This is a genomic window from Rhizobium sp. BT04 (assembly GCF_030053135.1).
Classification (GTDB): domain Bacteria; phylum Pseudomonadota; class Alphaproteobacteria; order Rhizobiales; family Rhizobiaceae; genus Rhizobium; species Rhizobium binxianense.
The window spans coordinates 1,717,854-1,741,161 of sequence record NZ_CP125652.1; the positions used below are offsets into that span (position 1 = coordinate 1,717,854).

21 protein-coding genes are annotated in these 23,308 nt (G+C 60.9%); 16 read left to right on the forward strand and 5 right to left on the reverse strand.

What is annotated here, in order from left to right; genetic code table 11:
- Positions 1-46: 46 nt before the first annotated feature.
- A complete protein-coding gene (locus tag QMO82_RS17075; RefSeq protein ID WP_183607992.1) occupies positions 47-1,117 on the reverse strand; it encodes a hypothetical protein in 1,071 nt (356 codons plus the stop codon).
- 137 nt (positions 1,118-1,254) lie between these two features.
- Positions 1,255-1,857, reverse strand: a complete 603-nt coding sequence (locus tag QMO82_RS17080) for a thymidine kinase (protein WP_183607991.1) — start codon at positions 1,855-1,857, stop codon at positions 1,255-1,257.
- A gap of 236 nt (positions 1,858-2,093) precedes the next feature.
- Here QMO82_RS17080 and QMO82_RS17085 point away from each other — a divergent pair, with 236 nt between their 5' ends.
- The 6 genes from QMO82_RS17085 (at position 2,094) to QMO82_RS17110 (ending at position 7,907) form a co-directional block, all read left to right on the forward strand.
- Positions 2,094-3,050, forward strand: coding sequence for a choline ABC transporter substrate-binding protein (locus tag QMO82_RS17085; protein WP_183607990.1), 957 nt, complete (start codon positions 2,094-2,096; stop codon positions 3,048-3,050).
- Positions 3,051-3,122: 72 nt separating this feature from the next.
- Positions 3,123-3,968, forward strand: coding sequence for a choline ABC transporter permease subunit (gene choW / locus QMO82_RS17090; protein WP_017961531.1), 846 nt, complete (start codon positions 3,123-3,125; stop codon positions 3,966-3,968).
- Positions 3,965-5,017 (forward strand): choline ABC transporter ATP-binding protein, encoded by a 1,053-nt coding sequence (choV, locus tag QMO82_RS17095; RefSeq protein WP_183607989.1) that lies wholly within the window; start codon positions 3,965-3,967, stop codon positions 5,015-5,017. Before choW ends, choV begins: the two co-directional genes overlap by 4 nt.
- A gap of 31 nt (positions 5,018-5,048) precedes the next feature.
- Positions 5,049-5,798, forward strand: a complete 750-nt coding sequence (locus tag QMO82_RS17100) for a HugZ family protein (RefSeq protein ID WP_183607988.1) — start codon at positions 5,049-5,051, stop codon at positions 5,796-5,798.
- Positions 5,799-5,913: 115 nt separating this feature from the next.
- Positions 5,914-6,231, forward strand: a complete 318-nt coding sequence (locus QMO82_RS17105) for a helix-turn-helix transcriptional regulator (protein ID WP_183607987.1) — start codon at positions 5,914-5,916, stop codon at positions 6,229-6,231.
- A 350-nt stretch (positions 6,232-6,581) separates the two neighbouring features.
- On the forward strand, positions 6,582-7,907 hold the full coding sequence (locus QMO82_RS17110; RefSeq protein WP_018243099.1) for an aspartate aminotransferase family protein: 1,326 nt from the start codon (positions 6,582-6,584) through the stop codon (positions 7,905-7,907).
- Between the two features lie 80 nt (positions 7,908-7,987).
- On the opposite strand, the gene QMO82_RS17115 is transcribed toward QMO82_RS17110, so the two are convergent.
- Positions 7,988-8,902: an HD-GYP domain-containing protein gene (locus QMO82_RS17115; RefSeq protein WP_183607986.1), complete on the reverse strand. Its 915-nt coding sequence runs from the start codon at positions 8,900-8,902 to the stop codon at positions 7,988-7,990.
- Between the two features lie 458 nt (positions 8,903-9,360).
- On the opposite strand from QMO82_RS17115, the gene QMO82_RS17120 reads away from it, so the two are divergent.
- Both QMO82_RS17120 and ade read left to right on the forward strand, forming a co-directional pair.
- Positions 9,361-10,464 (forward strand): branched-chain amino acid ABC transporter substrate-binding protein, encoded by a 1,104-nt coding sequence (locus tag QMO82_RS17120; RefSeq protein ID WP_183607985.1) that lies wholly within the window; start codon positions 9,361-9,363, stop codon positions 10,462-10,464.
- Positions 10,465-10,582: 118 nt separating this feature from the next.
- Positions 10,583-12,277: an adenine deaminase gene (ade, locus tag QMO82_RS17125; protein ID WP_183607984.1), complete on the forward strand. Its 1,695-nt coding sequence runs from the start codon at positions 10,583-10,585 to the stop codon at positions 12,275-12,277.
- Positions 12,278-12,348: 71 nt separating this feature from the next.
- On the opposite strand, the gene QMO82_RS17130 is transcribed toward ade, so the two are convergent.
- Positions 12,349-13,995, reverse strand: a complete 1,647-nt coding sequence (locus tag QMO82_RS17130; protein ID WP_183607983.1) for an alpha-glucosidase family protein — start codon at positions 13,993-13,995, stop codon at positions 12,349-12,351.
- A 284-nt stretch (positions 13,996-14,279) separates the two neighbouring features.
- Here QMO82_RS17130 and QMO82_RS17135 point away from each other — a divergent pair, with 284 nt between their 5' ends.
- The 7 genes from QMO82_RS17135 to QMO82_RS17165 all read left to right on the forward strand — a co-directional run bounded on the left by QMO82_RS17135 (position 14,280) and on the right by QMO82_RS17165 (position 21,366).
- The gene (locus tag QMO82_RS17135; RefSeq protein WP_183607982.1) at positions 14,280-15,860 is read left to right on the forward strand and encodes a peptide ABC transporter substrate-binding protein; all 1,581 of its coding nucleotides are present in this window, start codon (positions 14,280-14,282) and stop codon (positions 15,858-15,860) included.
- A 48-nt stretch (positions 15,861-15,908) separates the two neighbouring features.
- Positions 15,909-16,832: an ABC transporter permease subunit gene (locus QMO82_RS17140; protein ID WP_017965401.1), complete on the forward strand. Its 924-nt coding sequence runs from the start codon at positions 15,909-15,911 to the stop codon at positions 16,830-16,832.
- On the forward strand, positions 16,829-17,746 hold the full coding sequence (locus tag QMO82_RS17145) for an ABC transporter permease (RefSeq protein WP_183607981.1): 918 nt from the start codon (positions 16,829-16,831) through the stop codon (positions 17,744-17,746). Before QMO82_RS17140 ends, QMO82_RS17145 begins: the two co-directional genes overlap by 4 nt.
- A gap of 2 nt (positions 17,747-17,748) precedes the next feature.
- On the forward strand, positions 17,749-18,756 hold the full coding sequence (locus QMO82_RS17150; protein WP_183607980.1) for an ABC transporter ATP-binding protein: 1,008 nt from the start codon (positions 17,749-17,751) through the stop codon (positions 18,754-18,756).
- A complete protein-coding gene (locus QMO82_RS17155; RefSeq protein ID WP_183607979.1) occupies positions 18,749-19,735 on the forward strand; it encodes an ABC transporter ATP-binding protein in 987 nt (328 codons plus the stop codon). Before QMO82_RS17150 ends, QMO82_RS17155 begins: the two co-directional genes overlap by 8 nt.
- A 177-nt stretch (positions 19,736-19,912) precedes the next feature.
- Positions 19,913-20,254, forward strand: a complete 342-nt coding sequence (locus QMO82_RS17160) for a hypothetical protein (protein WP_183607978.1) — start codon at positions 19,913-19,915, stop codon at positions 20,252-20,254.
- 176 nt (positions 20,255-20,430) lie between these two features.
- Complete coding sequence (locus QMO82_RS17165) at positions 20,431-21,366, forward strand: sugar kinase (RefSeq protein WP_183607977.1); 936 nt, start codon at positions 20,431-20,433, stop codon at positions 21,364-21,366.
- Positions 21,367-21,439: 73 nt separating this feature from the next.
- Here QMO82_RS17165 and gstI read toward each other — a convergent pair whose 3' ends face one another.
- Positions 21,440-21,631 (reverse strand): glutamine synthetase translation inhibitor GstI, encoded by a 192-nt coding sequence (gene gstI / locus QMO82_RS17170; RefSeq protein ID WP_183607976.1) that lies wholly within the window; start codon positions 21,629-21,631, stop codon positions 21,440-21,442.
- 431 nt (positions 21,632-22,062) lie between these two features.
- On the opposite strand from gstI, the gene QMO82_RS17175 reads away from it, so the two are divergent.
- Positions 22,063-23,103, forward strand: a complete 1,041-nt coding sequence (locus tag QMO82_RS17175; protein ID WP_183607975.1) for a glutamine synthetase beta-grasp domain-containing protein — start codon at positions 22,063-22,065, stop codon at positions 23,101-23,103.
- The last annotated feature ends 205 nt before the right edge of the window (positions 23,104-23,308 follow it).

Genomic DNA, 23,308 nt, shown 5'->3' on the forward strand with positions numbered 1-23,308 from the left:
TCCGAATGAAAGCATCGCGGAAAAGGTGCGAACCAGGCCCCGAGGCTCAGGAACGCAGAAAGGGCAGGCTGAAACGGAAGGACCTGGGCGCCGTGTCGATCAGCGGCGCTCCCGATGTTTCCGGCGGTTCGGCATAGGCCGGGAACCTGCCGGCGAATTCGAGATCGGCGCGGCTCTTGCGCCGCTCCAGATCCTGGGCGACCAGCATGCCCTTCTCGAACAGCCTGATCGGGGCGGCGATATCGGGAAAGAGTTCCGGCTTGATTCGCATCTTCATGCCCGGCCGGTCGGTATCGACCTGCGCCTGGTAGATGATCAGCCGCTCCTCGACGTCGATCATCAGCTTGCGCAGCAGCACGTTGGAGGCGGCGATCCGGCCATTCAGCGAATCGACAAAGGACTGGAACAGGCCGATGAAACGCTCGCGCCGCTGACTGTCGTCGCGCATCTCGTGCTCCTCGGCGGAAATGCGCTCGGCTTCCGCCTTCAGCGCCCGCCGCTCCGCCTCCATTTGCTCCCAATGCGCCCTATTGCCGTAGACGCCGATGCGGCCCTGCGTCGTCAGCGCCTTGGCATTGAGTTCCCTCATCTTGAGGCGGGCGAGATCGATGGAATCGACCAGCCGGCGCCGTTGTTCGACGATGTCGACGAGACCGCGTTCGGCGGCCCTGTGCCGTTCGGTGATCGAAGCGCGCTGGCCGGCGATTAGCTTGGCGAGCGCGTCCGATTTCGTCAAAAGGTCGAGCAGCCGTTCGATGACGGGCGCCTCGCGCACGCGTTCGGTATACATGCGCCACATCCGCTGGCGCGACACCCAGCCGGCCATCTTCTCGCGCAGCGTCAGCCCCCGGAAACTGTCGAGATCGGCCGAAACCTCGGCCGTCAGCCGGTCGAGGGAAAAGACAAGACCGGCCTGCAGGGCGTCGAGCGCCGCAGTATCGGCGATATGGGCCTGGAAGCGAGCATTCTGTTCGAGGAAGACATCGTCGGCCGAACGTGCGTCATCGCCGTTGAAGGCGCTGATCGCAGCCACGCAATAGGCTCCGTCAGCCGCAATCCTCTCGGCAAGGCTGCCTGCAGCTTCGTATTGGCTGTCGAATGGCGGAGGTTTGCGCACTAGGCCTCTCCAGGGAATCTCGTGCTGCCCAAGCTAGAGCAATTCCGGGAAAAGTGCGAAGCGGTTTTCCGTCCGGAATGACGCAAACTAGAAAGCACATTGCTTGCCGCGCCAAAGAAAACAGGCGGCATGCGGCTTCAGACCGGCTCGGCGACCCAGGCCCCGTTCATCGCTTCATCCCAATGCCTGCGGCAGAGCGAGACATATTTCTCATTGCCGCCGACATCGATCTGCGCGCCTTCATGCAGCACTTTCCCCGCCGCGTCGAGCCGCACCACCATCGTCGCCTTACGCCCGCAATGGCAGATCGTGCGCACCTCGCGCATTTCGTCGGCGATCGCCAACAGCTCCTGCGAGGCCGGAAACAATTTGCCCTGGAAATCGGTTCTGAGCCCGTAGACCATCACAGGAATGCCGAGCCTGTCGACGACGCGGGCAAGCTGCCAGACATGGACAGGCGTCATGAAATGCGCCTCGTCGACGAAGATACAGGCGATCGGCGCCCCTTCTCCGCTCAGCGTCGCGATCAGCCGGAACAGGTCCTCGTGCGGCTCGAAAGGAATGGCGCTCGCCTCCAGCCCGATCCGCGAGCCGATGACGCCGCGGCCGGTGCGCTCGTCGAAAGCAGCAATCAGCTGCACCGTGCGCATGCCGCGCTCCTGGTAATTATAGGAGGCCTGCAGCAGCATCGTCGACTTGCCGGCGTTCATCGTCGAGTAGTTGAAATAGAGTTTTGCCATCCGATCTCTCCTTGATCGGTTTATTGAAAGCTCACAACGGCAAAGGAAAGCCCCCTGAAAGCGATAATCACAGGAATCCCAGCCCGAAAATCGCCGAGCGGTCGGAAAACAAGGCGCTGCGAAAAAACCGCCGACGTCGCAATCGCATGGGTCGATACGCCGCAAACGCACTGAGGTCGCTTGTCAAACTCGGCTATTGGTGGTTGGCTTGGGAACTTAAAGACTGGGAGTCTAAAATGAAAACAACAAGCACGTTCAAACTCGTTACTGCAACTGCCGTCGCCGCCCTCTCCGTTGCGACTACTGCTTTCGCCGCCGATCCCGACAGCTGCTCCACCGTCCATTTTTCGGACGTCGGCTGGACGGACATTACCGCCACCACCGCCACCGCGTCCGTCGTCCTGAAGAGCATCGGCTATCAGACCGATGTTAAGGTCCTTTCGGTGCCGGTCACCTACACTTCGCTGAAGAACAAGGACATCGACATCTTCCTCGGCAACTGGATGCCGACGCAGGAAAAGGATGTGCGTCCCTACCTCGAAGACAAGTCGGTTGAATCCTTCGGCCCGAACCTTGTCGGCGCCAAGTACACGCTCGCCACCAACGCCAAGGGTGCCGAGCTCGGCATCAAGGACTTCAAGGACATCGCCGCCCATAAGGACGATCTCGACGGTAAGATCTACGGCATCGAGCCCGGCAATGACGGCAACCGTCTCGTCATGGACATGATCGAAAAGAACACCTTTGGCCTGAAGGATATGGAAGTCGTCGAGTCCTCCGAGCAGGGCATGCTCGCTCAGGTCGCGCGTGCCGACAAATCAGGCAAGCCTGTGGTTTTCCTCGGCTGGGAACCCCATCCGATGAACACCAACTTCAAGCTGACCTACCTCACCGGCGGTGATGATATCTTCGGTCCGGATTTCGGCGGCGCCAAGGTCTACACCAATGTGCGGGCCGGTTACCTCGACGAATGCCCGAATGTCGGCGCGATGCTGAAGAACCTGACGTTCTCCCTCGACATGGAGAACCACATCATGGGCAAGATCCTCAACGACGGCAAGGAGCCGGAGGCTGCAGCTTCCGAATGGTTGAAGGCGAACCCCTCGGCGATCGAGCCCTGGCTCGCCGGCGTCAAGACCCGCGACGGCAAGGGCGACGCGCTGGCGGCTGCCAAGACCGGCCTCGGTCTCTGATGATATGAACGGGGCGGCTCGCCGCCCCGTTTTATTTTTGTCCGATTGTTGTTTTCTGGATAGGCGCGCCCCTTGAATTGGATCACCGAATTTAAGATTCCCGTTGGCCCCTGGGCCAAATCCTTCGTGGACTGGCTGACCTCGAACGGCGAATGGTTCTTCAACCAGATCGCCTTCCTGCTGTCGAGCGCCATAGACGGCCTGCTCTTCGTGCTGCAGAAGCCTCATCCGCTGATCGTCATCGCTGCCATCACCGCCATCGCCTTTTGGCTGCGCCGGTCGATCGCGGTCGCCGTCTTCACCTGTCTCGGGCTGCTGCTCATCGTGAACCAGGACTATTGGAAGGAAACGACGGAGACGCTCGCCCTCGTGCTTGCCGCCACCTTCGTCTGCATGGTGATCGGCATTCCGCTCGGGATTGCCGCCGCCCGCCGCCCTTGGGTCTATGCCGCCATGCGCCCGGTGCTCGATCTCATGCAGACCATCCCGACATTCGTCTATCTGATCCCGGCGCTGATCCTGTTCGGCCTCGGCATGGTGCCGGGGCTGATCGCGACCGTCATCTTCGCAATTCCCGCGCCGATCCGGCTGACGCGCCTCGGCATCATCTCGACGCCGCCGTCGCTTGTCGAAGCCGCCGTCGCCTTCGGCGCGACGCCGATACAGGTGCTGCGCAAGATCGAGCTTCCCTTCGCCACGCCGCAGATCATGGCGGGCCTCACCCAGACCATCATGCTGTCGCTATCGATGGTCGTCATCGCCGCCCTTGTCGGCGCTCCCGGGCTTGGCGTGCCCGTCGTTCGTGCGCTGAACACCGTCAATATCGCCAAGGGTTTCGAGGCGGGTTTCTGCATCGTCATCCTGGCAATCATTCTCGACCGGATGTTCCGCACGGCGGGTGAAGGAGGCGCTGCATGACCGCGGTAAGCTTTAACAATGTCAGCATCATCTTCGGCGACCGGCCGGAAACAGCACTCGCCATGGTCGACCAGGGCAAAACGCGCGACGAAATCGGCGCCGCGACCGGGCTGGTGCTCGGCGTCGCCAATGCTTCGCTGACGATCGAGGAAGGCGAGATCCTGGTGTTGATGGGGCTGTCCGGCTCCGGCAAATCGACGTTGCTGCGCGCCGTCAATGGGCTCGCGCCCGTTGTACGCGGGGATGTCGCAGTCTCGGCGGCCACCGGCTCCGTCAACCCCTACAGATGCAATGCCAAAGCCTTGCGCGACCTGCGCACCCACACCGTCTCCATGGTGTTCCAGCAGTTCGCCCTCCTACCCTGGCGCACCGTCGCCGACAATGTCGGCTTCGGCCTCGAGCTCGCGGGCATGCCGGAGGCCGAACGCAAGGTCCGCGTCGGCGAGCAGCTTGAGCTCGTCAACCTGACGAAATGGGCGGACCGCAAGGTCAACGAACTCTCAGGCGGCATGCAGCAGCGTGTCGGGCTTGCCCGCGCCTTTGCCACCGGCGCCCCGATCCTGCTGATGGACGAGCCTTTCTCGGCCCTCGATCCATTGATCCGCACCCGCTTGCAGGACGAACTCCTGGAGTTCCAGCGGCGGCTGAAGAAGACCATCCTCTTCGTCAGCCACGATCTCGACGAAGCCTTCCGCATCGGCAACCGCATCGCCATCATGGAAGGCGGCCGCATCATCCAATGCGGAACGCCGCATGACATCGTCAAGAACCCAGCCGACCAGTATGTCGCGGATTTCGTGCAGAACCTTAATCCGATCAATATGCTGACGGCGGCCGACGTGATGCAGCCCGGCCTCGGCCAGACCGCCGCCGGCATGAGCGTCAGCGCCACGGCCCGCGCCGCGACCCCGCTCGTCGATGTGCTCGATGCCCTTGCTCGCCAGCCAGGCAGTATCGGCATCGTTGAAAACGGTGCGATCGTCGGCACCATCTCGGCACAGGATATCGTCGCCGGCCTTACCCGCCATCGCCGCAAGCAGGACGCTTGATGTTTTCAATCCGCTTTGCCACAAAGCGGATATGAAGGATCAGCCCTCGCCCCTACGCGAAACCGACGACGACGCCCGCAAACTCGCCCGCGTGCTTCTGCGCTCCGCGCGGCACGCGGCGATTGCCGTTCTCGACCCCGAGACCGGCTTCCCTTTCGCCAGCCGCGTGCTGGTCGCCACCGATATTGACGGCACCCCCGTCATCCTCGTTTCGAAGCTGTCGGCTCATACCAGGGCGCTCGCCAGGGACCCGCGCGCCTCACTGCTGGCCGGCGAGCCCGGCAAGGGCGATCCTCTGGCCCACCCCCGTCTGACGACCCAATGCCTGGCGGAACCGGTCGAGCGCGGCAACGCGTTCTATGAGCGTATCCGCACGCGTTTTCTCGCTCGCCACACCAAGGCGCAGCTTTATATCGATTTTCCTGATTTCCTCTTCTTCCGTCTCAAACCGGAACAGGCGAGCCTCAATGGCGGCTTCGGCCGTGCCTACCAACTCGACGGGCACGATCTCATCATCCAGTCGGCTGCGAATGAGGAGATTGCCGCCGGGGCGGCGGAGGCAGTGCGAGATTTAGTAGAACGCCACCCTGATGTGGCCGAGATGCTCGCCACCAGGTTAAACGCGCCAAAATCGGCTTCCTGGCGCATTTGTGGTATCGATTCCTCAGGTTTCGATCTCATTTCCGGTGATTTTCTGCTGCGATACGAATTCGAAACCCTCGCTGGGGATGCCGATCACATTTGTTCAAACATATCTAAAATAGCATACTCGATACCTTAAATTTAGGTATATACAATCTTCGATCCGAATTGCTAATTTTTAGGCGTGGGTGAAAATCGCGGCAGGCGGCCTGTGCCAACACACGTGATGTACGTTTCGCATTAGGAAGATAAATATGGAAACCACTGATTTGGCCGATCACACGAATGTGGCGGCAGCTTTATTGTCGGCCATGGCAAACCCCAAGAGATTGCTGATCCTGTGTAGCCTCGTGAAGGGCGAAGTGGCCGTCGGCGTGCTTGCAACGCAGGTCGGCCTCAGCCAGTCGGCTCTCTCTCAGCACCTGTCGAAACTGCGCGCTCAAAAGCTGGTCAAGACCCGCCGAGACGCACAAACCATCTATTATTCGAGCACCTCCGAGCCGGTCATGAAAATCTTGGCGACCCTCGAAGATATCTACCTCGTGCAGAGCAGGAATAGATCCGCCGCTTAATGATAGCGCTGACATGAACGTCGGCCTATGTCGTGCCGTAAGGGGATGTTCCCGGAGGCGTGGCAACGATATTTCAGCACGTGAACCTTATGGCACGACCGGCAAATTTGCGATTTGCCGGTCGTGCTTTTTGAAAGCCATAGTCTCTCTGCTCCCTTCACCGGAAGGAATTGCAGCATGACCGCGCCGAAGCGCTCGCCCGTGAACAGCCAGCAGCTTGAGCTTGCCGCCAAGAGGGCTTTCCGGACTTTTCCCGTTGACGACTCGGGAAGCGCTGATAATTTGACCGGGCAGTCAAAATATGGGCGTGAAGCCCACGGGAAAGGGCCGTCAGTGGCCAGGAGAACAGCATGTCCAACCGCCTCAACGCACCCAACGATCTTCGCGCCTTCTGGATGCCGTTTACGGCCAATCGCCAGTTCAAGAAGGAGCCGCGTTTGTTCGTCGGCGCCAAGGACATGTATTATACCACCCATGACGGCCGCCAGGTGCTGGATGGCACCGCCGGCCTGTGGTGTGTCAATGCCGGCCACTGCCGCCCGAAGATCACCGAGGCGATCCGCGAACAGGCCGGCGAGCTCGATTACGCACCGGCCTTCCAGCTTGGCCACCCCAAGGCCTTCGAACTGGCAAACCGCCTGGTCGACATCGCCCCCGAAGGCCTGAACCACGTTCTCTACACCAATTCCGGTTCCGAATCCGTGGAAACGGCGCTCAAGGTGGCGCTCGCCTATCACCGGGTGAAGGGCAATGGTTCACGCTTCCGCCTGATCGGCCGCGAGCGCGGTTATCATGGTGTCAATTTCGGCGGTATCTCCGTCGGCGGCATCGTCACCAACCGCAAGATGTTCGGCACGCTTCTGACCGGCGTCGATCACATGCCGCACACCCACCAGCCCGGCAAGAACAACTTCACCCGCGGCGAGCCCGAGCACGGCGGCGACATCGCCACCGAGCTGGAGCGTATCGTCACTTTGCATGACGCCTCCACCGTCGCCGCGGTCATCGTCGAGCCGGTGGCGGGCTCCACCGGCGTGTTGATCCCGCCGAAAGGCTACCTGCAGAAGCTGCGCGAGATCTGCACCAAACACGGCATCCTTCTGATTTTCGACGAGGTCATCACCGGCTTCGGCCGCCTCGGCGCCCCCTTTGCCGCGCAATATTACGACGTCAAGCCCGACATGATCACCGCCGCCAAGGGACTGACCAATGGCGTCATTCCGATGGGCGCCGTCTTCGTCACCTCCGAGATCCATGATGCCTTCATGAACGGCCCGGAGCACATGATCGAGTTCTTCCACGGCTACACCTATTCCGGCAACCCAATTGCCTCGGCTGCAGCCCTGGCGACCCTCGACACATACAAGGAAGAAGGCCTGCTGACCCGCGCCGCCGAGCTTTCTGATTACTGGGCCGACGCGCTGCATTCGCTGAAGGACTGCCCCAATGTCATCGACATCCGGAATACCGGCCTGATCGGCGCGATCGAACTCGATCCGATCGCCGGCGAGCCGACCAAGCGGGCCTTCACCGCTTTCCTGAAGGCCTATGAAAGCGGCCTGCTGATCCGCACCACCGGCGACATCATCGCCCTCTCCCCGCCGCTGATCATCGAGAAGCACCATATCGACGAGCTCTTCGGCAAACTGCGGACCATCCTGCAGAATAACATCTGAAATCGCTCAGAAAGCTCCGCACAAACAGCCCGCGGGGACATCGTCCTTGCGGGCTTTTCTTTTCCGAAAGCGAAGAAGATTCACGTCACCGAGGCGACGGAAAGGCAGAGGGCGAATTTCTTCAGAAGCCGGCGATCGAAGTGCCCTTCGACGCCCAGCATCCATTTCAACGCATCGCCGGCACTCCATGGCGCCTTGTAGGGCCGCACCGAGGTAACGGCGTCATAAACATCGCAGATCGTGGCAATACGCGCATACAGGCTGACCGCACTGCCGGACAGCCCATGCGGATAGCCCTTGCCGTCGATACGTTCGTGGTGATTGAGGCAGACGTCGAGAACGATGTCCGACATGCCCTCCTGCCTCAACAGGATTGCGTGCCCCTGCTCCGGGTGCCTCCGCATCAGGATGATCTCATCCTCTTCCAGGCGCCCTTCCTTGGTGAGCACCTCCAGCGGAATTTCGAGCTTGCCGACATCATGCAACAACCCGGCAGTACCGAGCATCTGAACCGTAGTCTCATCAAGTCCGAGATGCCGGCTGAAAAGGATCATCAGCGCACTCACCGAAATCGAATGCAGGAACGTCACTTCGTCTTTTGATTTCAGACGCGTCACGCTCAGAAAAACGGAAGGGCTTTCATCCATCGACTTGGAGACGGAGGAAATCACCGGCGCTACCTGCTCGAAGGTGATTCCCTCGCCATTTTGCACCCGGCCGAAAACCTCCTCCAGCATCTGCACGGATTTCTGGACGGTTTCGCGCGCCGCCTTGCTATCGATCTCGATGTCACGCCCTGGGAGGCCATTGGTATCGAAGCCCTTGCTGGTGTTGATGACGACGACGGCAGTGGCGCATTTACGGATTTTTGCGGCGTCGAGCTCGCGACGAACGGAAAATCTGCGCTTGGACAAAAGCGGATCCTGCCACAGGCCCTCGATAGCCTCTACAAACATTCCGATACGCACCTGGCTGGCGTCGATACGCTTGAGCATTCAGATCTCTAGTCCCGATACGTCTCTAAGTTTGTGTAGCTTTCGTTTTCAGCGCAGCACTATTTGCGTGTCGCATGCTTCTACTACAATCCACCGAATTAACGGTTAATGCGAGAGATAGAGGGGGGCAGCATGAGCTCAGCTTTCATCCTCGACGAAAGCTCGCGCTTGGCAGCCCGGTCTCGAAAAATCGACAAACCACGACAAAAATATCCTTCTCGATCGAATTTTCGGCTGGATTGACCCGATTTCTCTTCCGTTTTGTTATGATCTTGCGAAATTGCATCAAAATTCCTAGAAATCTGTCATGAGCCCTCCCGAGTCAAACATGGCCGGCAGGCTCGCTGATCGCGCCCTTACCGATCGTCCTTGGCACGGCCCGACGGGCTGTTGAATGATCGGAAAAACCGGCGCGGCACTCATCGCGGGTCGAATGACCCCACCCAAGGAGACAGACTATGACCCTCAAGACATTGACGGCGACCCTTGTCGCCTCGCTCGCCTTTGCGCCGCTTGCCCATGCAGATATCACCATCGGCCTGATTGCGCCGCTGACCGGCCCCGTCGCCGCCTATGGCGACCAGGTGAAGAACGGCGCTCAGACCGCCGTCGACGAGATCAATAAGAAGGGCGGGATCCTCGGCGAGAAGGTCGTCCTCGAACTGGCCGACGATGCCGGCGAACCGAAACAGGGCGTTTCCGCCGCCAACAAGGTCGTCGGCGACGGCATCCGCTTCGTCGTCGGCCCCGTCACCTCAGGTGTTGCGATTCCGGTTTCGGACGTTCTGGCCGAAAACGGCGTGCTGATGGTTACTCCGACCGCAACGGCCCCTGACCTCACTAAGCGCGGCCTCACCAACGTGCTGCGCACCTGCGGCCGCGACGACCAGCAGGCTGAAGTCGCCGCCAAATACGTGCTGAAGAATTTCAAGGACAAGCGCATCGCCGTCGTCAACGACAAGGGCGCTTACGGCAAGGGCCTCGCCGACGCCTTCAAGGCGACGCTGAATGCCGGCGGCGTCACCGAAGTCGTCAATGACGCAATCACCCCTGGCGACAAGGATTTCAGCGCGCTGACCACCCGCATCAAGTCCGAAAAGGTCGACGTGGTCTATTTCGGCGGCTACCACCCGGAAGGCGGCCTGCTCGCCCGTCAGCTGCATGACCTCGCCGCCAACGCGACGATCATCGGCGGCGACGGCCTCTCCAACACCGAATTCTGGGCGATCGGCACGGATGCCGCCGCCGGCACCGTCTTCACCAACGCTTCGGACGCCACCAAGAGCCCGGATTCCAAGGCCGCAGCCGAGGCGCTCGCCGCCAAGAACATCCCGGCCGAGGCCTTTACGCTCAACGCCTATGCCGCCGTCGAAGTGCTGAAAGCCGGCATCGAAAAGGCCGGCAGCACCGAAGATGCGGAAGCCGTAGCGACCGCGCTGAAAGGCGGCATGGAGATCCCGACCGCCATCGGCAAACTCACCTACGGCGAAACCGGCGACCTCACTTCGCAGAGCTTCTCGCTCTACAAGTGGGAAGCCGGAAAGATCGTCGCCGCCGAGTAAGCCATCGCTGATCGCCATCGATCGGGCGCCCCTGTGGCGCCCGGTTTCGTTTTGCGGCCCTCGCTTGTGGCGGCAGATCGGTTATAACTTCGGAATCGCTTGTAATGTGAGCAACGTCATGACCAGACTCGAACGTCTCATCGACCAAGGCGTCGGCCGCGTGCCGGCCGATATCGTGCTGAAGGGCGGCAGCTTCTTCGATCTCGTCACCGGCGAACTCGTCCGCTCCGACATCGCCATCGGCGCCGACCGCATCGTCGGCACTTCAGGCGACTATGCGGGCGAAATCGAGATCGATATCTCGGGCAGAACAGTGGTTCCCGGCTTCATCGACACGCATCTGCACATCGAATCCTCGCTGGTGACGCCGCATGAATTCGACCGCTGCGTCCTGCCCTATGGCGTCACCACCGCGATCTGCGATCCGCACGAAATCGCCAATGTGCTGGGAAGCGCCGGCATCGAATTCTTTCTCGAATCGGCGCTGGAAACGATCATGGACATCCGCGTCCAGCTCTCCTCCTGCGTGCCGGCGACACATCTCGAAACCGCAGGCGCCGACCTACCGATCGAGCGCCTGCTGCCTTACCGCGACCATCCCAAGGTCATCGGCCTTGCCGAATTCATGAATTTCCCCGGGGTGATCCACAAGGATCCCGTCTGCATGGCAAAGCTCGACGCCTTCCAGGGCGGCCATATCGACGGTCACGCACCGCTGCTGTCCGGCAACGATCTCAATGGTTACCTCGCAGCCGGCATCCGCACCGAGCACGAATGCACGAGCGCAGCCGAAGCACTGGAAAAGATCCGCAAGGGCATGCACATCCTTGTGCGCGAGGGTTCGGTGTCCAAGGACCTCGCCGCTTTGATTCCGATCATCACCGAGCGGTTGTCGCCTTATCTGGCGCTCTGCACCGACGACCGCAATCCGCTCGACATCGCCGAACAGGGCCATCTCGATCATATGATCCGCACGGCGATCGCCAGCGGCGTCGAAGCCTTAGCGATCTACCGCGCCGCCTCGATCTCGGCCGCCCGCGCCTTCGGCCTCAGGGACCGCGGCCTGGTGGCGCCGGGCTGGCGCGCTGATCTGGTCGTTCTCGACAGCCTGGAAAACTGCCGTGCCGAGATGGTCTTTTCGGCCGGCCGCCGCGTCACCGACGCACTCTTTTCCACACGCAGGCCGGTCGCCCCAATCGGTCTCGACAGCGTCAAGGCCCGGCCCGTCAACGCCGCCCATTTCGGCGTGCCCGTCGCCGAGGGCGAAACGCCTGTTATCGGCGTCATGCCGGGCAAGATCATCACGGAGCATCGCCGCTACCGCCTGCCGGTCAAGGGCAACGAGACGGCGGTCGACCTTGCCAACGATATCATCAAGGTCGCCGTCATCGAGCGCCATGGCAAGAACGGCAACCACGCCAACGGCTTCGTCCAGGGCTTCGGCCTGAAGAAGGGCGCGATTGCCTCCACCGTCGGCCATGACAGCCACAATATCTGCATCGTCGGCGTCAATGAGGACGACATGGCGCACGCCGCCAACCGCCTCGGTGAGATCAAGGGCGGCTTCGTCGTCGTCGAGGATGGCAAGGTGACCGGCGAAATCGCCCTGCCCATTGCCGGCCTGATGAGCCTCGAGCCCTACGAGACCGTCCGCGATACGCTGCACCATCTGCGCAAGGCCGCCTTCGCGCTCGGCGCCACGCTGGAAGAACCCTTCCTCCAACTCGCCTTCCTGCCGCTGCCTGTCATCCCGCACCTGAAAATATCCGACCGCGGCATGGTCGATGTGGACAAGTTCGCGTTGATTGGATGATGCAATTCCAAGGCTGACTCCGCAGCGGGCAACCTTTAACCGTCGCCTTCATTGTTTCAGCTGCAAGAATATCAAACTCGTGCACAAAACCCTTCCAGCGCCGCAAGCTTCACCAGTCCGGCGCTCACCACCGCCTCAAAACCCGGCATCTCAAGCGGTTCCCCGAGTACGATGCCGGCAGGCAGGCGGAATTCCGCTGGTTTGCGCGTCAGGTTGAAAACGAAGAGCAGTTTTTCGCCACCCTTTTCGCGGGTGAAGGCGAGCAGGTCCTGGTTGGAGCCGAGGAAGGTCATCTCGCCGTCGATCAACGCCGGGTGGCTCTTCCGAAAGGCGAGCGTCCTGCGATAGTGATTGAGCACCGAGCTGCCGCTTCCCTCCTGCGTATCGACGGAAAGCCCCGCCTGCTCGTAGGGCACCGGCAGCCAGCTCTTCTCGGCCGAGGTGAAGCCCGCATGCGCCTTGCCAGCTTCCCAGGGCATCGGTGTGCGGCATCCGTCGCGGCCCTTGAAAGCCGGCCAGAAGCGGATGCCGTAGGGGTCGCGCAGATCCTCGAAGGCAAGCTCCGCCTCCGGCAGGCCGAGTTCCTCGCCCTGATAGAGGCAGATCGAACCGCGCAGCGCCGAAAGCACCGAAATCGCCAGCTTGGCGACGACAGGCCGCTCCTCCGCCGTCAGCGCGAAACGGCTGACATGGCGCATGACGTCGTGATTGGAGAAAGCCCAGCAGACCCAGCCATCCGTGACCGCCTTCTGGAAGGCTTCGACGCACCCGCGAATATGCGCGGCGGTGAAATCCGAGCCCAGCAGGTCGAATGTGTAGCACATATGCAGCTTGTCATCGCCGCTCGTATAGGCGGCCACCGTCTTCAGCGAACGTGCCCCGTCGCCGACTTCGCCAACCGTCGTGCGATCCTCGTATTGGTCGAGCAGCACCCGGAACCGCTTGAGGAAGCCGATATTCTCCGGCTGCGTCTTGTCGTAGAGGTGGTTCTGCATGCCGTAAGGGTTGCTGTCGGGCGCATCGAGACCCCCGTCACTGGTATCGGGCTCGTGCGGCGGATTGCTTCTGAGCTGCTTGTCGCAGAAATAATAGTTGACGGTATCCAGCCGGAAGCCGTCGACGCCGCGGTCAAGCCAGAACTTCACCGTATTCAGCACCGCATCCTGCACTTCGCTGCTGTGGAAGTTGAGATCCGGCTGCGAGGTCAGGAAATTGTGCTGGTAATATTGGCGGCGCACGCCATCCCATTCCCAGCCCGGCCCGCCGAAGATCGACAGCCAATTGTTCGGCGCCGTACCGTCGGGCTTCGGGTCGGCCCAGACATACCAGTCCGCCTTCGCATTGGTCCGGCTCGTCCGGCTCTCGACGAACCAGGGATGGCGGTCTGATGTATGCGAGATCACCTGGTCGATGACCACCTTGATGCCGAGCCTGTGCGCCTCCGCCATCATCTCGTCGAAATCGGCGAGCGTCCCGAAGATCGGGTCGACATCGCAATAATCGGAAACGTCATAGCCCATGTCGGCCATCGGTGATTTGAAGAAGGGCGACAGCCAGATCGCGTCGACACCGAGGCTGGCAATATACGGCAGACGGCGGGTGATTCCCCTGAGATCGCCGAGCCCGTCGCTGTTGGTGTCCTGAAACGAGCGTGGATAGACCTGATAGATCACCGCGCCGCGCCACCAGTCCGCATTCCCGCCTGCCTGCAATGCCATCGGCTATATCTCCTGCCTCGTTAGCGCTCGCCACACTAAAGCGGGCGAAACAAAAGACAACATGTGAGGTCATCATGGAGGTGCTGGCAATGTCGCAACATGTCGTCGCGACCCGACAAGGGGGAGACGTATGGAGGCTTGTCCACAACCCGTTTCCAGCCTCCGGATTTGGGGTTGCAACGCGATTCCTTTGCGATAAGGTGCGCACTGACCTGCACGTAAGAGGTCAAACACCGGGAACAAATGTCTAATAAAGGCGCAAAGCCTAGAAAGGTGGACCCACGATGAACCAGTTCACGAAAAAATTTCTCGCCTCCGCAATGCTTGGCACATTGCTGGCGTTTTCGGCGCATGCGGCCACGCTCAACATTCACAATGGTGGCGATCCGCAGTCGCTCGATCCGCAGAAACTTTCCGGCGACTGGGAGAACCGCATCGCCGGCGACATTTTCGAAGGCCTCGTCACCGAGGACGCCAAGGATAATCCGATCCCCGGCCAGGCCGAAAGCTGGACCATTTCGCCGGATGGCAAGGTCTATACCTTCAAGCTTCGTGACGGCATCAAGTGGTCCGATGGCCAGCCGGTAACGGCAGGAGACTTCGTCTTCGCCTTCCAGCGCCTCGTCGACCCGAAGAACGCCGCCGACTATGCCTATCTGCAGTTCACCATCAAGAACGCCGAAAAGATCAACAAGGGTGAGATCACCGATTTCAGCCAACTCGGCGTCAAGGCGATCGACGACAAGACGCTCGAAATCACCCTGGAAAATCCGACGCCTTACTTCATTAACGCCCTGATGCATTACACGGCCTACCCGCTGCCGAAGCACGTCGTCGAAGCGAAGGGCCAGGATTGGGTCAAGATCGGCAATATCGTCACCAACGGCCCCTACAAGCCGGTCGAATGGGTTCCGGGTTCGCATGTCACGACCGTCAAGAACGACCAGTGGTACGGCACCAAGGACCTGAAGATCGACGGCGCCAAATTCTTCGTGCTCGAGGACCAGGAAGCCGCGCTGAAGCGTTACCGTGCCGGCGAATTCGACATTCTCACCGACTTCCCGACCGACCAGTACGAGTGGATGAAGAAGAACCTGCCGGGTCAGGCGCATGTCGCCCCCTTCTCCGGCCTCTATTATTACGTCGTCAATTCGCAGAAGCCGCCCTTCAGCGACAAGCGCGTCCGCCAGGCCCTCTCCATGGCGATCAACCGCGAAGTGATCGGTCCGCAGATCCTTGGCACCGGCGAACTGCCGGCTTACTCCTGGGTTCCGCCGGGCACGGCAAACTACGGCGAACCGGCCTATGTTTCCTGGAAGGATCTTCCTTACAAGGACAAGGTCGAAGAAGCCAAGAAGCTGCTGAAGGAAGCCGGCTTCGGCCCGGACAAGCCGCTTCACGCCGTTCTCAGCTACAACACCAACGACAACCACAAGCGCATCGCCGTTGCCATCGCCTCCATGTGGAAGCCGCTCGGCGTCGATGTCGAACTCGTCAATGCCGAAACCAAGGTGCATTACGACCAGATGCAGCGTGGCCAGGTCGAAATCGGCCGCGCCGGCTGGCTCGCCGACTACAACGATCCGGACAATTTCCTGAACCTCCTGGTGACAGGCGTGCAGATGAATTACGGCCGCTGGTCTAATCCCGAATACGACAAGATGATCAAGGACGGCAACGCCGAGACGGATCTGAAGAAACGCGCTGAAATCTTCAAGAAGGCCGAGCAGCTGGCGCTGGATGAATCCGCCGCCCTGCCGATCTACTACTATGTCTCGAAGAATGTCGTTTCGCCGAAGATTGAAGGCTTCGTCGACAACATTCAGGACATCCACCGCACCCGCTGGCTGTCGATGAAAGAGTAAGGGAAAACGGTCCTTTCCGCGCCTTGCGGAAAGGACCGGCCCACGACCATGATCAAATACGCCCTCCGTCGCCTCCTGTCGACGATCCCCGTCATGTGGATCGCCGTGACAGCTTCGTTTTTTGTTTTGCGCCTTGCCCCCGGCGGCCCTTTCGATGGCGAAAGGCCATTGCCGCCGGTGATCCTGAAGAACCTTGCGATCCACTACAATCTCGATAAGCCGCTCATCCAGCAGTACCTGATCTATGTCGGAGACCTACTGCGGGGCGACCTCGGCCCCTCGTTCGCCAGCGAGGATTTCACCGTCGCCCAGCAGATCATGATCGGTCTGCCCTACACCTTCACCATCGGTACGGCTGCCTTCCTGATTGCCATCATTGTCGGCGTCGCCGTCGGCTGTCTTGGGGCGCTCTACCAGAACAAGGCACCGGATTATATTCTGGGTGCGCTCATCCTGATCGGCGTCGTGCTGCCGAACTTCCTGATCGCGCCCATCCTGCAGCTCGTCTTCGGCATCCATCTCGCCTGGTTTCCGGTCGGCGGCTGGGGCGATGGCTCGATCAAATATCTCATCCTGCCGATTGTCGTTCTGGCGCTGCCGCATGCCGGCCGCATCTCGCGCATCACCCGCGGCTCGATGATCGAGGTGATGAACCAGAACTTCATTCGCACCGCCAAAGCCAAGGGCATCGGCCCGCGGCTGACTGTGATGCGCCACGCGCTGAAGCCTGCGCTGATGCCTGTCGTCTCCTATCTGGGACCCGCGGCAAGCTACCTTCTCACCGGCTCGCTGGTTGTCGAGAGCATCTTCGGATTGCCCGGCATCGGCCGCTATTTCGTCAACGCGGCGCTGAACCGCGATTACGGCATGGTTCTCGGCACGGTCATCTTCTACATGGTGCTGATCGTGTTCCTGAACCTTCTCGTCGACATCGCCTATGCGTGGCTCGACCCGAAAGTGAGAAACCGATGATCCTCAACCCCGCAAAACGCGAGCTGCTCGCCCAGGAACTGCTGGCGGCGGAAGGCCTTGCGCCCGAAAGCCGTTCGCTCACCAAGGATGCGCTGCGCCGTCTCGGGCGCAACAAGGCGGCTGTGCTTTCGATCGTCGTCCTGGCGCTGCTGATCCTGGCTGCCTTCCTCGGCCCCTGGTTCATTCCCTTCAATTACGAGGATCCGGATTGGGCCGCCTTCCGCATCCCGCCCTCGATCGAGACCGGCCATTATTTCGGCACCGACCCGAACGGCCGCGACCTCCTTGCCCGCGTGCTCTACGGCACCCGCGTTTCGCTCGCCGTGGCGCTGACTGCAACTGTCGTCTCCGTCTTCATCGGTGTGCTCTACGGCGCGGTATCGGGATATATCGGCGGCAGGTTGGATGCGATCATGATGCGCTTCGTCGATATCATGTATGCGCTTCCCTATATCCTCTTCGTCATCCTGTTGATGGTGATCTTCGGCCGCAACGTCTATCTGCTCTTTGCTGCAATCGGCGCACTGGAATGGCTGACCATGGCGCGCATCGTGCGCGGCCAGACGCTGTCGATCAAGCACCGGGAATTCATCGAGGCGGCCCGCGCTTCCGGTCAGCGGCCGTTCAAGATCATCATCAAGCATATCATTCCGAACCTCGTCGGCCCGGTGGTGATCTTTGCCGCACTGACCGTTCCCGAGATCATCGCCACTGAAAGCTTCCTGTCCTATCTCGGCTTCGGCGTGCAGGAACCGCTGACCTCGCTCGGCACGCTGATCGCCGAGGGAACCGATGCCATGGAAAGCATGCCGTGGCTGCTGGTCTTCCCGGCCAGCTTCCTCGTGGCGCTGCTGCTCAGCCTGCTCTTCATCGGCGACGGCCTGCGCGACGCGTTCGACCCGAAGGATCGATAAGAATGCCCCAGGAAACACAAAAAGATACGCTTCTCGAACTCAAAGACTATTCGATCACCTTCAAAACGCCGGATGGAGAGGTCAAGGCCGTCTCGAACATGAACCTCACCGTCCGGCGCGGCGAACGCATCGCTATCGTCGGCGAATCCGGCTCCGGCAAGAGCCAGACCTTCCTCGGCATCATGGGGCTGCTCGCCAAGAACGGCAGGACGACAGGACAGGCGCTGCTCGAAGGCAAGGACGTGCTGGCGCTGAAGCCGCGCGAACTCGACCAGATCCGCGGCAAGGACATGGCCATGGTCTTCCAGGACCCGATGACCGCCTTGAACCCGTCGCTGAAGATTTCCAGGCAGTTGACGGAACAGCTTGAGGTTCACGGCGGGCTGACGGCGCGCGCCGCCTCCACTGCTGCCCTCGACATGCTGAAACGTGTCGGCATCCCCGACCCGACGCGGCGCTTCAACCTCTATCCGCACGAGCTCTCCGGCGGCATGCGCCAGCGCATCGTCATCGCCATGGCGCTGCTCACCAAACCGAAGCTCCTGATCGCCGACGAGCCGACGACGGCGCTCGACGTCACCATCCAGGCGCAGATTCTCGATCTCTTCAACGACCTGACGGCGGAAATGAACACGGCGCTTGTCATGATCACCCACGATCTCGGCGTCGTCGCCGGCCTCGCCGACCGCGTCGCCGTCATGTATGCCGGCCGCATCGTCGAGGAGGCGCCCGTCGACGAGCTGTTCGACAATCCGGCTCATCCCTATACCGCGGCGCTGCATGCCTCGATCCCGCGCCCGGACCAGGATGTCGATGACCTCGTCGTCATTCCCGGCCGTCCACCGAACCTGCAGCACCTGCCGAAGGGCTGCAATTTCTCGCCGCGCTGTTCGCAGGTCCAGGACGATTGCATCGACCGCCCGCCGCCGCTCGAAACGCTGGCGCCGCGCCACTGTGCAGCCTGCTACCACCCGTTCCCCCGCCGTGAGGAGTTGTTGAACCATGGCTGATCGTTCGCTTCTGAGGGTCGAGAACCTGACGACCCAGTTCGAACTGCCTGCGAAGGGCCTCTTCAAGCCGCCGGTCTTCCTCACCGCCGTCAACAATGTCAGCTTCGACCTTGCCGAAGGCCGCACGCTCGGCATCGTCGGCGAATCAGGCTGCGGCAAGTCCACGCTCGGCCGTTCCATCCTGCGGCTCCTGAAATCGCAGAAGGGCCGCATCCTCTGGCAGGGTCGCAATCTTCTCGACCTCTCGGAAGAGGAAATGCGCGCCGCCCGCCGCGACATGCAGATCATCTTCCAGGATCCGATCGCCTCGCTCGACCCGCGCATGACGGTCGGCGACATCATCGCCGAGCCGCTCACCGTTTTCGAGCCGAAGCTTTCGAAGGCCGAGCGCACCGAGCGCGTCCGCGAGATCATGACCGCCGTCGGACTGGTGCCCGAGATGATCAACCGCTATCCCCATGAATTCTCCGGCGGCCAGGCGCAGCGCATCGGCATTGCCCGGGCGGTCGTCACCAAACCCAAGCTCATCGTCTGCGACGAGCCGGTCTCGGCCCTCGACGTCTCGATCCAGGGCCAGGTGATCACGCTCCTGCGCAAACTGCGCAAGGAATTCGGCCTGACGCTGATCTTCATCAGCCACGATCTCTCGGTCGTGCGCCTGATCTCAGACGATGTGCTGGTGCTCTATCTCGGCAGGGTGGTGGAAGCCGGCGACTGCGCCACCGTCTTCGATCATCCGGCCCATCCCTATACGCAGGCGCTGTTTTCCGCAGCACCGATCCCGGATCCGAAGCTTGCGCGCCTGCGCACCCGCATCCGCCTGCAGGGCGATCCGCCCTCGCCGCTCAACCCGCCGAAAGGCTGCGTCTTCTCGCCGCGCTGCTGGAAGGCGACCGACATCTGCCGCACCGAAATGCCGCCGACCGAGGAAGTCCGCCCCGGCCAGAAGGCCGCCTGCTACCACATGGACAGGCCATGAATGGAACGAAGGCCAGCTGAAATGGCCTTCGCTCTTTTCCGAATATTTGCGCTTCCATCTCCAAGACGGGGCGTTCGGAAACGGGCTTGTTTCGGAATCTATAGTCGCTGATAACGAAGATTTAGATGGCGGTATGCTATTTCGTTCCGGCCTGATCATGGGCCAGGGGAACGTTACATGAAATCGAAACTGTCAGGATTGATCGCACTTGCGGCTGCGATCGTCACCGCCTCCGTCGTGCCGTCGAATGCCGAAGATCTGAAGTTCAAGCTCACCAACGGGACCGACTCCGTCCTGACGCGTTTCTACAGTTCGCCGACCGGCGTCGCCAACTGGGAAGAAGATGTATTCGGCGAGGACGTTCTCGATCCAGGCGAAAGCGTCAACATCACCATCGCCGACGGCCGCACGGTCTGCAAATACGATATGCGCTTCGAATTCGAAGAAGGTTCCGACCTCGCGACCACCGACGACACGCAGGATCTTTGCGAACTCGGCAGCTACACAATCCACGAATAGGCATCCTTCGCCGGCGCCTGCCTTCGCTTCGTCTGTGGAGGCGGGCTTTTCATTCCTCATGGGATCGGCGCCGATGATATCGGCGCTTGTCTCTCCGCCCGGCTCCGCGTATCAGCGGACAATCAAAGCGATGGAGCGGCCTGTTGGATCAGCGGCGCTCATGCCGGGAGGACAAGGTGAGCGGAAGACGGTTTCTATCGATCGGTGAATGCATGGTGGAACTTTCGCAGGCGGGCGACGGCCTGCTGCGCAAGGGCTTTGCCGGCGATACCTTCAACACCGCCTGGTATGCCCGCGCCTGCCTTGCCGCCGACTGGTCTGTCGATTATTTCACCGCACTTGGCGACGACGCCATGTCGGATGAGATGGTGGCCTTCATCGAGACAGCAGGCATCGGCACGAGCCTCATCCGCCGCATCAGGGGCAAGACGCCCGGCCTTTACATGATCAATCTGAAGAATGGCGAGCGATCCTTCAGCTACTGGCGCGACAATTCGGCCGCCCGCAGCCTGGCCGCCGATCCCGACTGCCTGCGTGAGGCGGTGGAAAGCGCTGATGTCGTCTATTTCTCCGGCATCACTCTTGCCATCCTGCCGCAGGAGGACGCCACGACGCTGCTCGCCGAAATCCGCCGCGCCAAGGCCGCCGGCAAGCTCGTGGTGTTCGATCCGAACATCCGCCCCCGCCTCTGGTCGAGCTACGACGTGATGCACGCGACGATCAGCGAGGGCGCCCGCTCCTCCGTGCTCGTCATGCCGAGCTTCGACGACGAGGCCGCCCATTTCGGCGACGATTCCATCGACGCGACCATCCACCGCTATAAGGCGCTCGGCGCCGTCAATATTGTCGTCAAGAACGGTGCGGATGGCGTCAGGTTGAATTTCGCCGGCGAGGAAACCTTCGTTCCGGCCGAGAAGGTGAAGAAGGTAGTCGATACGACAAGCGCCGGCGACAGTTTCAATGGCGCCTTCCTTTCCCGATATCTGGAAACCGGCGATGCGCCCGCCGCCGCCCGCTTCGCGGCAGGCGTGGCGGCTCGCGTCGTCAGTGAACATGGAGCGTTGGTCGTGAAGGAAAAGCTTGGCCTGAGCAGCGGCCGGACCCGCGCATGACGATATAACAAGAATGCCATGCGCGGGCGCTCCCCGCTTATCGGCATTCCTGCTCCCGGAGCGAAACAGGAAATCAGGACTTCGTCGGCCGATCGGTCTCGCGAACCGCCTCGTCATGATACCAGCAGCTGTCGAGCGCTGCATCGCAGATGTCGGCTGCCTCGCGCTCCATCATCCGGGCGCGTTCGAACCGGCTGGCGGCCCGCGGCGGCCTGACAGGAAACTGGTAGATCGTTGCGGATTCACGATGGAAACCGGTGGGCATGAGATCGCCTCCATTCAGCTTGCGCATCAACATTTGCCACCGAAACCATAGCACGATGCACAGAGTTTATGCAAATTGCATAAAATATATGCATCGCCATCACGGTGATTGATCGCTATGCTGTCTGCCACAGAAGCTTGCGCCTATTTGTTCAACACGTCATCAGTTTATGCTAACGCCCAAATTTTCATCCGGTTCCACGGCCAAAAATTCCTTTCTCCCTGATGATTCAGCCTTCGGCTGTGAAATCGGGCTGCTTTCGGGGAAGCGGAAAAAAGCGCGCGGGCCGGCTGATTCGCGCATTTTCTTTCGCGGGGCATCAAACTGGCACGCTACATGCTTGAATAGATGCATCCCCTGGCGGTCGGATGCGTTTGCGCGCCGAGATCGTCTCCGGATTTGCTCACCTTCGTAGCATTGAGAGAGTCACGATGACAAAATATAAGCTCGAGTATATTTGGCTCGATGGGTACACTCCGGTACCGAACCTGCGTGGCAAGACGCAGATCAAGGAATTTGACGTATTCCCGACGCTGGAACAGCTTCCGCTTTGGGGCTTTGACGGCTCCTCGACGCAGCAGGCCGAAGGCCGCAGCTCCGATTGCGTGCTGAAGCCCGTCGCCATCTATCCCGACCCGGCCCGTACCAACGGCGCGCTGGTCATGTGCGAAGTCATGATGCCCGATGGCGTCACGCCGCACCCGAGCAACGCCCGCGCCACCATCCTCGACGACGAAGATGCCTGGTTCGGCTTCGAACAGGAATATTTCTTCTACCAGAACGGTCGTCCGCTCGGCTTCCCCGAACAGGGCTACCCGGCTCCGCAGGGCCCTTATTACACCGGCGTCGGCTATTCGAATGTCGGCGACGTCGCCCGCGAAATTGTCGAGGAACATCTCGACCTGTGCCTGGCCGCCGGCATCAACCACGAAGGCATCAATGCCGAAGTGGCCAAGGGCCAGTGGGAATTCCAGATTTTCGGCAAGGGCTCCAAGAAGGCCGCCGACCAGATCTGGATGGCTCGCTACCTGCTGCAGCGCCTGACCGAAAAGTACGGCATCGACATCGAGTATCATTGCAAGCCGCTCGGCGATACCGACTGGAACGGTTCGGGCATGCACTGCAACTTCTCCACCAAGTATATGCGCGAAGTCGGCGGCAAGGCCTATTTCGAAGCGCTGATGGCGCAGTTCGAAAAGAACCTGATGGACCACATCAATGTCTACGGCCCTGACAACGACAAGCGCCTGACCGGCAAGCACGAAACGGCTCCGTGGAACAAGTTCTCCTACGGCGTTGCCGACCGCGGCGCTTCGATCCGCGTGCCGCACTCCTTCGTCAAGAACGATTACAAGGGCTATCTGGAAGATCGCCGCCCGAATTCGCAGGGCTGCCCCTACCAGATCGCTTCGCAGGTTCTGAAGACGATCTCGGAAGTTCCGATCGCAGGCTCGGCTTCCGCTGCCGCCTAACCTCCCAAACGGCGCCGGTCCATGACCGGCGCCGTCATTCCTTCCGCATGAAATCTGCGATCGGCCGCTGACATATTCGCGGAGATCGAGCCGTTAAGGCTCTGCAAACACAGACATGCGGCTGTAATATTTCCATCATGGTCATGCCTCAAAATAGGCAAGCGGGAATCGCCGTTCCGGAACCCCGCTTTGGGGTTGAGCGTTG